Genomic DNA, 11848 nt, shown 5'->3' with positions numbered 1-11848 from the left:
AATTCACCTTCTATTCCTCAAACTCCGTGAAATCCACGTTTTCCACGATCCAGCGCTTGCGCGGATCGACCTTGTCCCCCATCAGCGTAGACACGCGGCGTTCCGCTTTGGCGGCGTCTTCGATCTGCACCTGCAGCATGGTCCGCGTTTCCGGATTCATCGTCGTTTCCCACAGCTGCTCGGGATTCATTTCCCCTAAACCTTTGTAGCGCTGCAGCTCGAAATTCTTGCCGAATTCCTTCAGGTAGTTCTGCAGTTGCTCGTCACTCCAGGCATACCTCACCGTTTCCAGCTTGCCGGATCGACGGGTGATCTTGTACAAAGGCGGCTGGGCGATATAAACCCGTCCCGCATCAATCAATGGCTTCATGTAACGGTAGAAGAACGTCAGCAGCAGCACCTGGATGTGCGCGCCGTCCGTATCCGCGTCGGTCATAATGATGATTTTGGAAAAATTGCTGTCCTCAACGGCGAATTCCGGGCCGATACCGGCACCGATCGCCGAAATGATGGCCCGGTATTCGTCGTTCTTCAGAATATCGGCGAGCTTCGCTTTCTCCGGATTCATCGGCTTACCCTTCAGTGGCAGAATCGCCTGGATCTTCGAATCGCGCCCCTGCTTCGCCGAACCTCCGGCAGAATCGCCTTCCACGATAAATAACTCGGTACGCGAGAAGTCCTTCGATTGCGCTGGCGTCAGCTTGCCGCCGAGGTTCGAGCTCTCGCTCCGCTTCTTGCCCGAGCGCATTTCGTCGCGGGCTTTGCGGGCGGCCTCCCGCGCTTTAGAAGCTTGTACCGCCTTCTTGATCAGCGTTTGGGCGACCTGCGGGTTCTCTTCCAGAAACACCGCCATCTTATCCCCAACGACCGATTCCACGGCGCTGCGCGCGGACGCACTCCCCAACTGGTCCTTCGTTTGTCCCACAAACTCGACCTCGGACATTTTGACGCTGATGACAGCCATCATCCCTTCGCGCAAATCGTTGCCTTCGAGGTTCTTCTCCTTCTCCTTGAGGATGCCGTTCTTCCGGGCATACTCGTTCATCACCCGGGTATATGCCGTCTTGAATCCGGTTTCATGCGTTCCCCCGCCGCGAGTTGGAATGGAGTTAACGAAGGAGACTAGGGTTTCGGTATAGCCTGCATTGTACTGCAGCGCAACCTCCACCTCGATATCTTCCCGCTCCGCATAGAAATGGACGACGTCATGCAGTACGTCCTTCCCGTCATTGAGAAACTGAACGAACTGACTGGCTCCGCCCTCGTAAAAAAACTCGTCGAAACGGTCGGTCCGCTCGTCCTTCAAGGTCACCTTCAGGCCCGAATTCAGAAAAGCGATCTCCTGTAAACGTTCCGCGAGCGTATCATAGTTTAATCCGATACCACCGGAAAACACGCGAATATCCGGTTTAAACGTGACCTTCGTTCCGGTCTTATTCGTATTGCCGATGACCTCAAGTCCAGTGACTGGTTCGCCAACGTGTTCAATACCTTTGTCGTCGACCCAATATTCGAAGCGCATTCGATGGATTTTCCCGTTCAGGTAGATATGAACCTCCAGCCACTCGGACAGTGCATTGGTCACCGAGGCGCCAACGCCGTGCAAACCGCCTGATTTCTTGTAACCCGATCCACCGAATTTACCGCCTGCGTGCAAAATCGTAAATACGACTTGCGGCGTCGGAATGCCGGTTTTGTGCATCCCGATTGGAATTCCCCGACCGTTGTCGATTACGGTGACCGATCCGTCCTTATTCAGCGTAATGTCGATTTTGGAGCAGTACTTTGCCAGATGCTCGTCGACGGCATTATCTACGATCTCCCAAACCAGATGATGAAGTCCCGACGAGCTCGTACTGCCAATATACATCCCTGGCCGTTTGCGTACCGCGACAAGCCCCTCGAGCACTTGAATGTCGTCCGCGTCGTAACCCGAAGACGAGCTTCCGGAACTTGTGCCGGGTACGTCCTCGAACAAATCGATTTGTTCGGCCATTCATGCTCCCCCTTTATTTCTTGTAGTAAACCTCTGTATGTAAACGAACAGATGTTTTGGTGCCTTTGTCCATTTTAATTCAAAATATCTTGTTTCGTAAAGACAAGGAATGAAACGATTAGCGAGCAAGCCCCCCAAACCGCCAGCACAGCCAGCGAAAAGCCCAGCGTCATCCCCTCGATTGGCGCCGGAGTACCTGCTAAATAATTCGTTAAACCCAAGTTCACCATGAACAGGTATTTGGCGCTCGTCCAGGAAGAAGCCATATTCGTCAAAATATTGCCGGCGATCAGCGTCGCCATCATGATGACAATGCTTGCCGACGTGCTGCGCACGAGCACGGACACCATGAAAGCCAGTGCGGCGACCACAACGCTGACAAACCAAATCAGTCCGGCCTGCATGAAGATATACTGCCATTGCGGCACTGCATGCACGCCCGAGATATCCACTTCCGCCCCTCTGAGCTGGAACCCGGTAAATACCGGCATCGTCCATCCGCGGTAACCGAAAAATAAACCCGATATCAAATAACAAATCAAACAGGTTGATATGATGATTAAGGACACGAACATCAGCAAGGTCAACAGCTTGCTCAACAGGATTTTCCACCGTCTAATCGGCCGCGTAAGCAGCATTTTGACGGTTCCCCCCGTCCGCTCCGAAGACACGATATCCGAGCCCACGCCCATGATTAACAGCGGAATGAACAACGTGGCCGCGTTATCTAAGAACTCCCGAGTAAATGAGACGCCGCCCGGCTCCTTCGGATTCACGTCATGTTCCAAATAATATTTCATCTGCTGAATATAAATTTGGCGGTATTTCTTCCATTCTTCCGGTACCCGGTCGCTGCCCAGCGAATTTTGGTTGTCCGTGATCGCTTGCTGAACCTCCCGGCGCCAGTCGGTACCGAACTTCTCCCGTTTGTCCTCGGCCTGCCGCAGTTGGGCGTAAGCAAACATCGGCACCAGCACGATTAGAACAAGCAAGATGACATAAAAGCGTTTCTTCTTGATCATCTTGATCGTTTCATTTTTTACTAAAGGCAAAATGTTATTCAATGCTTTCACCTTCCGTCATCTCCAGGAACAGCTGTTCAAGTGTCGGACTGACTTTCTGGACGGCTTCCACCCGGACCCCCTCCCGCACCAAGCGACCTACGAGGTCAGGGATTAATTCCGGCTGCATTTGGGTTACAATCGCTTGGCCCTGGATCCCCGCCATGATCGTATCGTCCAGCACGTTTCCAGCTTCGTTCACCACGCTGACCCCGGATGCCGATCGAAGCAGCCGCTCTCCCGGCTCCCGGGGTTCCAGTTCCCATATCACATAACTCATGTTCGCTTGAATCAGTTCGTCAACTTGACCGACGGCCAGTACGCGTCCACGCCCGATAATCGCCACCCGGTCGCATAGCAGCTGAATTTCGCTAAGCAGATGGCTCGATACGAATACGGCCATGCCTTCCTCTGCCAACCGGCGGATAAACCCGCGCATCTCTTTGATGCCCTTGGGATCAAGACCGTTCGTCGGTTCGTCTAGGATCAGCAGCTTCGGTCGTCCTAACAATGCCTGAGCGATCCCCAGCCGCTGTCTCATCCCTAACGAATAGGTTTTAACCTTATCGTCAATTCGGCCCGTCAGCCCCACCATATGAACGACTTCTTCAATCCGACTCGCATCGATGCCTGGGATCATCCGGGCAAAATGCTCGAGGTTCTCCCGTCCGGTCAAATAGCTGTAAACCTCGGGATTCTCTACGATCGATCCCACGCAACGCAACGCCAGCTCCGGTTCCCGCTGCACATCGTATCCACAAATGTTCACTTGACCGGCCGTTGGGCGGATCAGGTCAACGAGCATGCGGATCGTCGTCGTTTTACCGGCCCCGTTAGGTCCCAGGAACCCGAAAATCTCCCCGGCATACACCTCGAAATTCACTTCGTGTACGATCCACTTTCGGCCGATTTTCTTCTTGAGCCTCTGTACCTTCAATACAGGTTGGCGTTGTTCGGCATTCATCGGCTTCCGTATCCCCATCGCCGTCCACTCCTTCATTTTTACTCCAGAACAAGTCCTTTATTAGCGCTTAATACCCTGCACCATTCGTTCAGCTATTGCTTGATAGCCGTCCCCGTTCGGGTGAAAATGATCGCTCGACAGATAGCGGGACGAGTTTTGTATAAACAAATCATAGGTAGGCACCGCTAACGTGCCTTCATATTCGCCGAGCGCATTCATCGCCATCGCATTCCACCGAGCCACCGCATCATTACCGATTTCCCGCATCCCTTCCAGGTCGCTGAATGGGTTATATAAAGAAACGTAGACAAGCAGTGCCTGCACGTTGATTTTTTTAATTTGCGCGACGACTTGCCCAAAATCAGCCGAGCTCTTATCGATGGCCGCATCGATTTCGGCTTCGGTGGGCACCTGTTCGCCGGAGGTCAATTCTTCCGTGCCGTTGAACAAATCATTGCCTCCAATGGACAACAGGATGATCCCCGCCTGCTGCAAAGCATATTTCACGCCCGGATCCTCCAGCATCGGCAAGAGTTCTTCCGTTGTTAACCCATTGATCCCGAGGTTGTTGACCAATTTAGAGGTTGCACCTTCTTTATTTAATAAGTCAACCGTCCGCCGTGCAAATCCGCTCCCCGTATCGTCCCCGGTCCCTTTGGCCAGGGAATCCCCGATAGCGGTCACATCGAAAGCGCCGGCCTTTGCGGCCTGTTCCGTTCGGGAAGGGGATACCGCCTGCTTGCCGGCTACTGCCGAAGGATTCGCAATATCCGACACTGCGTAAACGAAGCCAGCCAGCAGCAGCAAGGTCGACAGGGCGGAGGAAATTCCTGCCCATCTCCAGATTCGGGACGTTCTGTTCATGCCACTTCCTCCTGTTCGTTCTAAGTCCCATCTAACACTCACTTCAATAAACTCTCCAACTTATGTAAATAACATAAAACTTCTTGTGAAGAGATGCAAATTTTCCCGAAAAAAGGACTAGCTTTTTGTAAGTCACAGAGTTATAATATTTCATGTTCCGAAAAAACTTCACGTTACGGGTTATTAGCTTAGCTGGTAGAGCAGCCGACTCTTAATCGGCAGGTCGCAGGTTCGACCCCTGCATAACCCATTTATAGCATCCTCCACTGCATCGGCAGCTTGGGGGATGTTATTTTTTGTCCACTTCTAAGCGAAAAAAGCACGAGAATCGAGGTTGTCGCCCCGTTCTCGCGCTTCTCGTCATGGTCCAGCCACCGCCACCTGTGTTAGTTGGCGCGGATGACTTTGACGTCGGCTGAAATCACCTTAACGCCTTCGTACAACATAAACCGTCCATTTTGCCACTCGATGCGCAGCAGCTTGCCATCGTCGGACTGGTATTGCCACACATGCTGCTCTCCACCTTGCAGAAACGGCGTTTTGCCAACCACGGACACGTAACCCCCGTACTCCTCTTCCAAAAAATACTCCGTTCCGTCCAGCTCCATTTGAGACGGTACTTCGGTTGGATCGTCCAACCTTCCGTCAATCGGCTGATACCACTGATACTGCAGCGTCTCGCGCTCCTCCACCAGCAGATAACTGATGCGGCTGCCGTCCTGTAGCGTCAGTACGACGGCATTACGGCCGCGATTGCCCACTCGTCCGGTCACTTCGTAGGAGACGAGCGATACCTCGCAGATGTCACCGGGAGCTAGTGCAAGCATGCTCTTCTCTGTCATCGGCGGTGCCGGTTTGGCAAACAGGTTACCGATTCTTTTCCATACGCTCATGTTCGGTCTAGCCTCACTTTAGGTTCGATTCGCCTATTTTTTATCCTCGTATTGCTTCATCAACTCGGCCAATTCCGCTTCCACTGCAGCGTCCTTGTTCAAGCCTTCAAATTCTTCGTCCAGAGACTTGCCCTTGGAGCTAAGTTCATTGCTTGCTTCAGCTTGGGCTTCCATCTGCAGCATTTTCTCTTCCATACGTTTCAGACCGCTTGATGCGGAATCCGCATTAAACCCGGACATCGTCTTGTTGATTTCGTTCTGCGCTTTCGCCGCATTGTAGCGGGCTACGAGCGTTTCGCGTTTGTTCCTCATCTCCGTCAGTTGCTTGCGCATTTCCTCAAGCTTACCCCGAAGATTGTCGGCCGCTGCTTTATTCTGGTCATAGCTGGTCTTGTATTCCGCCATTTTCGTTTCAGCCGCTTTCTTCTCTTCCAAAGCGCGGCGAGCCAGATCAACGTTTTGCGCTTGGGCCGCTTGGTGCGCCTGTTGTGTGCGACGTTCGACCAAAGCTTCCTGTTCTTCGTACAGTCCCTTGAACTTCTTCTCAATGGCAATCTGAGCGGCAACCGCCTTCTCTGCGTCTTCAAGATCTTCTTGCATATCGCGGATATATTGGTCGGTCAACTTAATCGGATCTTCCGCTTTGTCGATCAAAGCGTTGATATTGGACATCGTCAAATCGCGTAATCTCTTAAACATAGACATTTGTTTATTCCTCCCGATTGAAATATCAGATTATGCATATGTTTACGCTGCAGAATTCAGGAGGTTTCATGAAAATATTTCGGATTAGGCGATCAGACTTGAAAGATTGATCAAACGAGCCTTGGAGCCCGCCGGGTGAAATGTTCTTACGATCGCTGTTGTTCGCGGATTTCTTGATTGTGTAAATTCATAAGGGGTAGAAATCCGCTCTCAAAGGCGACCACAGCCTCTCCTTCCGAAGTAGCTTTCTTTCAGAAAGCTTTTAGTTTCTTCAAAATCATTTCACCCTCTGGCCTTTTGCGCTCTTTATCTCCTTTCAAATCCCCCCAATCCGTGAAGGGGGGGAGTAGGAGGCCCGGTGAATCTTATCGTTAATTCACCGGGCTATTACTCAATTACTCTACCCTGGTCTTTGCCATCGCCGTACGCGACTCCGCTCTCTTGCGCTAACGGACCGTAGAGGCGTTATTTAAACATTTCCCGGTTATTTCCCAGTTTAACGGACCCAGAAGCCGTTATTCGCCTCAAAATGAGGCTACTACGGCCAATTGGGAGCAAATAAGGTCTTCTCGGTCCGTTAGAGTTCTTAGCCTTGTGCTTCTAGCCAAATAACGTCTCTCAGGTCCGTTAAAAACACCTCTATCCCGTTGAATCACTCTACGTTGGTCCGTTCGCCTACTCAAACACACTTTTCGCTTTTCCGAGCCCAGCGAATCATGTACACTGAATCGCCAAGGCCCCCTCCTATTTCCAGCTCGCGGATGTGACACGTGCTACCTCACAGCTCCACCCCATCGTTGGACAAGCGGCGGACAAGAGCGGCCCGTGCTTGTTATTCGCTTCCGCTGACTCCGCTAAACTACAACAAAGAGCCCGGCAACACGCCAGGCTCCTCTATATTTTCATGCTCGCATGAAGACGCGAGCACTCATTTCCCGATAAACTCCTGCACCCAATACCCATTATAATACCCGACGCCGATCAGCTTGTATTTGGGATTGAGGATATTCGCCTTATGGCCAGGGCTGTCCATCCAATCCTTGACCACTTCCTCGGCGGAACGCTGGCCTTTGCCGATGTTCTCGCCGGCATAGAGATACGTGATGTTGGATGAGTCCATCATATCGAAGGGGGAGCCGTAGTTCGGTGACGTATGGCTAAAATACCCGGTTTTGAACATGTCGATGGCTTTGGTCTTGGCCATCTTCGTTAAGTTGGTATGCACCATCAGCGGTTTTAACCCGGCGTCCTTTCGCTCCTTGTTCACGAGCGCGACCACCTTGGACGCGTTTTGCGTCTGGATTTGCGCATAGACTGCTGCTAGCGACTTCGACTTAACTCCAGATACAGCAGCTGCATGCGCAGTGTCCGTTCCCAATCCGCCTCCTTGCGCCGTCGTCAAAGCCAATGCCAAAGCCGCAACCAGCAGCCCGGACATCCCGATTTTTGTACTCCATTTCTTCATGATGGATAGCTCCTCCCAGCCGTTTGCCCCGTTTTGCCGTTTCTTGTCACATTTTAACATATTTCGATGGCCTCTGCTTGCTTAAAAAATGGAAAAAGAGCGACTCATGAGCCGCCCTTCCCCCTGCCATTCCTTTTCTTATTTCTTGCTTGCGTATTTACGCATATCGAATGCTACGGCAGCAACGATAATCGCACCTTTGATGATTTGTTGCCAGTAAGGACCTACACCAACGAAGGTCAAGCCGTAGTTGATAACCGTAAAGATCAGCACCCCGGCCATGATGCCCGGAACCGTACCGATACCCCCTGTAGTGGAGACCCCGCCGACGACGCAGGCAGCGATCGCGTCAAGCTCGTACATGTTCCCGTAGTTGTTCGTTGCGCCGCCGGTTCTAGCGGCTTCCATCACACCTGCCAAGCCATACAAAGCGCCTGCGATAGAATAAATGAGGATCAGGTTTTTAGATACGTTGATCCCAGACACCTTAGCCGCTTGCTCATTGCCGCCAATCGCGTACATGTTTTTACCGAGACGTGTTTTGTTAAACATCACCCAAACAATGGCGCAGACGACGATGGCGATAATGACGATGTAAGGAATGGAGAAATCACCTTTCCCAATGCTCCCCGAACCCAGCAGATTCGTAAAATCGCCGCGCAGGCCGCCGATAGGCTGGGATTGGTTAGGATCGGTATCGAAGTACAGCGAGTTGATTCCGTAAATAGCAACCATGGTACCCAATGTAGCGATAAACGGCGGAACTTTGAATTTAGCAACGATTACCCCGTTAATCAGACCAAAGAGCAGACCCACTGCAATAGCGATCAGAACCGGAATAAACATCGGAAGCTCCGGTAAATTGGGGAAGAAACGACGCGCATAATCTACTTCTTGCAGCATGGAAGCAGACACGACCGCCGTCAAACCAACCATCCGGCCAGCGGACAAGTCAGTACCGCCCGTGATGAGAATAAAGGCCACGCCGAGGGCGATGATCACCCGTGTCGACGACTGGATCAAAATATCGCGAAGCGTATTCAAGCCGATAAAGCTAGGCTCATAGACAGCGATGCCGACTAATAGCACAGCCAAAACGATATAAATGGCATTTTCACTAACAAAACTTTGTAATTTCTTTGTATTCATGATTTTCTCCTCCTTCTCTAACCTTAGTGCTGGGCAGCCAAACGCATAATTTCTTCTTCCGTAGCCTTGTCTCCATCCACAATCCCTGTAAGACGGCCTTCGGACATTACCATAACACGGTCGGACATCCCAAGCAGTTCAGGCATCTCGGATGAAATCATGATGATGCTTTTGCCTTGCTGTGCCAAATCCGCAATAATGGAGTAAATCTCGTATTTTGCCCCAACGTCAATCCCGCGTGTGGGTTCGTCTAAGAGCAGAATATCCGGCTCAGTCAAAAGCCAGCGCGCAAGCAGTACCTTTTGCTGATTCCCGCCCGAAAGGTTCATGATCAACGTCTTCGGGGACGGCGTTTTGGTCCGTAGCTTCTCAACCATTTGGTTGACTTCGGCTTTTTTCTTGCGATCATTCAAGAGCCCGAACGACGTCACGTAACGGGACATATTCGCGATCGCCCCATTTTCGTGAACGGACAATACCGGGAAAATACCGGTCGTGCGGCGTTCCTCCGTGAGTAGGGCTAACCCGTGCTTCTTGGCTTCGCCGGCACTGCGAATCTTGACCTCTTTGCCTCCGATCGAGATCGTCCCCGACTGAATTTCCCGGAGGCCGAACAGCGCTTCGATCAATTCCGTGCGCTGTGCCCCGACCAGTCCGCCCACGCCAAGGATTTCCCCTTTACGCAGCTCAAACGATACATCCTTAAACGATTTCGGGTTGCTGGACGTCAGCTTATCCACCTTTAAAATGACGCCGTTCGGCACATTGTGGCGGTCTGGAAACCGCTGCGTTAAATCGCGGCCGACCATCTTGGAGATAATGAGGTCCGTGGTCATTTCCGCTGCCGGCCACGTGCCAATCTTCTTGCCGTCGCGCATGATGGTGACATCGTCGGAGATCCGCAGGATTTCCTCCATTTTGTGCGAGATATAAATAATCGACACGCCGCGTTTCTTCAAATCATTGATGATCCGGAACAGATGCTCGACCTCTACGCTTGTCAAAGAGGAGGTTGGTTCGTCCATGACGATAATCTGCGAGTTGAAGGATACCGCTTTGGCGATCTCGATCGACTGGATCTTCGAAACGGACAGCTTACCGACAATCGTTTCCGGGTCTAAATCGATATCTAACTGTTTAAACAGCTCTTCCGTGTCCTTGTACATCTTCTTATGGTCAACGAAGCGGAGAGGACCCCATCCTTGCATAGGGAAACGTCCGAGCCATATATTTTCCATGACATTGCGGAAAGGTACCGGATGCAGCTCCTGGTGAATCATCGAAACCCCGAGCTTCAGCGCATCGCTGGAATTGTTAATTTCCGCTTTCTGACCATTCAGCACAATTTCGCCATCGTCCGGCTTATAAATTCCGAACAGGCATTTCATCAGCGTTGATTTACCGGCCCCGTTTTCACCCATCAGCGCATGAACGGTACCAGGTCTAACCTGCAGCGTTACGCCATCCAGCGCTTTGACGCCGGGAAACTCCTTGGTGATGCCCTTCATTTCGAGCATGAATTCAGACATTGTTTTTCGCCCCCTGATCATTTCTTTCGCTTTAGAGGCACAGCATGATTTCCTCCGGTATTCCTATCCCTGCGAAAAAACCGGGAGGTCCGTACCCTTCGGCATCGAACCTCCCATTTAGTCTTTGCGAATGTTGAGAAGTCCTGCTGATTACCTGCTAGCCGTGCTCTTATTTAAAGTCAGCAGCGTTATCCTTCGTTACTTTTTGGTAAGGGATCCAAACATATTGGTTGTCTGTAATTTCGAAACCAACGCTGTCTTTGCTGATCGCTTCGCCTTTTGCCAGCAAGGAAGCCAAAGTAACTGCTGCTTTCCCTTGGTTTTCAGCGTCATTCAATACCGTACCCAGCATCGTGCCTTGTTCCAGCGCTTGAAGTGCTGGTGCCGTGGCGTCAACCCCTACAACCGGCATGTATTTGTCGCCTGTGAAGTATCCGGCCGCTTTCAAAGCTTCGATTGCGCCGAGAGCCATGTCATCATTGTTTGCAAGCACGGCTTCGATTTTGTCGCCGTTTGCAGCCAGGAAGGCCGCCATTTTCTCTTGGCCTTTTACGCGGTCCCACATTGCGGTGTCTTCGGCTACTTTTTCAACTTTGATGCCAGCTTCTTCAATCGCTTGGATCGAATATTGCGTACGCAGCTCAGCATCTTGGTGTCCAGGTTCGCCTTTCAGCATCACGTATTGCAATACGCCGTCGCCGTTTTTGTCCGCTTCCGGATTTGCTTTCCAGTAGTCAACTACGATTTGTCCGGATAACGTACCGGATTCTTCGGCTTTCGCACCAACGTAGTAAACTTTATCCCATTTCTTCATATCTTCCGGCAAAGGTTCGCGGTTCAGGAACACAACCGGCGTATCTTTGGCTTGGGCTTTGTCGATAATGACGCCTGCCGCCGTACGGTCAACCGGGTTAACGATCAGCGCGTTTGTTTTCTTCGTCAAGAACAAGTCGATTTTATCGTTTTGGGTCGGTTGGGAGTTTTGGCTGTCTACGACATCCACTTTTGCAATCCCGTCCGCGTTCTTCTCGATGGAGTTCCGAACGCCCGTCATGAACGTATCGTCAAATTTGTAAATGGCCACGCCTACGCTTGGAGTGGATCCTCCATTTCCTCCGCTGCTCTCTTTGTCGCCGCCGTTGGAGCAACCTACCATTGTCGCACCGAGCATTGCTGCGGCCAGCATGACTGTCGTCAACTTCTTCATATCTTTGACCTCCTG

Annotated in this window: 10 protein-coding genes and 1 tRNA gene; 1 reads left to right on the top strand and 10 read right to left on the bottom strand. The window is 51.6% G+C overall.

Features of this window, described 5'->3' with window-relative positions:
• Positions 1–10: 10 nt before the first annotated feature.
• From parE to IM700_RS13300, 4 genes are all read right to left on the bottom strand, one after another.
• A complete protein-coding gene (gene parE, locus IM700_RS13315; RefSeq protein WP_155608485.1) occupies positions 11–1996 on the bottom strand; it encodes a DNA topoisomerase IV subunit B in 1986 nt (661 codons plus the stop codon).
• A gap of 74 nt (positions 1997–2070) precedes the next feature.
• The gene (locus IM700_RS13310; protein WP_193416300.1) at positions 2071–3060 is read right to left on the bottom strand and encodes an ABC transporter permease; all 990 of its coding nucleotides are present in this window, start codon (positions 3058–3060) and stop codon (positions 2071–2073) included.
• Complete coding sequence (locus IM700_RS13305; protein ID WP_193416060.1) at positions 3053–4039, bottom strand: ABC transporter ATP-binding protein; 987 nt, start codon at positions 4037–4039, stop codon at positions 3053–3055. Before IM700_RS13305 ends, IM700_RS13310 begins: the two co-directional genes overlap by 8 nt.
• 42 nt (positions 4040–4081) lie before the next feature.
• Entirely contained in the window at positions 4082–4885 is an 804-nt protein-coding gene (locus IM700_RS13300) for a GDSL-type esterase/lipase family protein (protein ID WP_193416059.1), read from the bottom strand.
• A 177-nt stretch (positions 4886–5062) separates the two neighbouring features.
• Here IM700_RS13300 and IM700_RS13295 point away from each other — a divergent pair.
• Positions 5063–5135, top strand: a tRNA-Lys gene (locus IM700_RS13295).
• A gap of 136 nt (positions 5136–5271) precedes the next feature.
• Here the strand turns inward: IM700_RS13295 and IM700_RS13290 are convergent.
• The 6 genes from IM700_RS13290 to IM700_RS13265 all read right to left on the bottom strand — a co-directional run bounded on the left by IM700_RS13290 (position 5272) and on the right by IM700_RS13265 (position 11833).
• Positions 5272–5778 carry a DUF4178 domain-containing protein gene (locus IM700_RS13290; RefSeq protein ID WP_155608487.1) on the bottom strand — a complete coding sequence of 169 codons (507 nt, stop codon included), beginning with the start codon at positions 5776–5778 and terminating at the stop codon, positions 5272–5274.
• Positions 5779–5811: 33 nt separating this feature from the next.
• On the bottom strand, positions 5812–6483 hold the full coding sequence (locus IM700_RS13285; RefSeq protein ID WP_155608488.1) for a PspA/IM30 family protein: 672 nt from the start codon (positions 6481–6483) through the stop codon (positions 5812–5814).
• A gap of 928 nt (positions 6484–7411) precedes the next feature.
• A complete protein-coding gene (locus tag IM700_RS13280) occupies positions 7412–7948 on the bottom strand; it encodes a CAP domain-containing protein (RefSeq protein WP_193416058.1) in 537 nt (178 codons plus the stop codon).
• Between the two features lie 138 nt (positions 7949–8086).
• A complete protein-coding gene (gene mglC / locus IM700_RS13275; protein ID WP_155608490.1) occupies positions 8087–9097 on the bottom strand; it encodes a galactose/methyl galactoside ABC transporter permease MglC in 1011 nt (336 codons plus the stop codon).
• A 23-nt stretch (positions 9098–9120) separates the two neighbouring features.
• Positions 9121–10626, bottom strand: a complete 1506-nt coding sequence (locus tag IM700_RS13270) for a sugar ABC transporter ATP-binding protein (protein ID WP_193416057.1) — start codon at positions 10624–10626, stop codon at positions 9121–9123.
• Between the two features lie 169 nt (positions 10627–10795).
• The gene (locus tag IM700_RS13265) at positions 10796–11833 is read right to left on the bottom strand and encodes a galactose ABC transporter substrate-binding protein (RefSeq protein ID WP_155608492.1); all 1038 of its coding nucleotides are present in this window, start codon (positions 11831–11833) and stop codon (positions 10796–10798) included.
• Positions 11834–11848: the final 15 nt, after the last annotated feature.

The organism is Paenibacillus rhizolycopersici (assembly GCF_014947195.2).
Lineage (GTDB): Bacteria > Bacillota > Bacilli > Paenibacillales > Paenibacillaceae > Fontibacillus > Fontibacillus rhizolycopersici.
The sequence above is the reverse complement of the archived record's forward strand: the minus strand, read 5'-3'. Positions and strand labels throughout refer to the sequence as shown.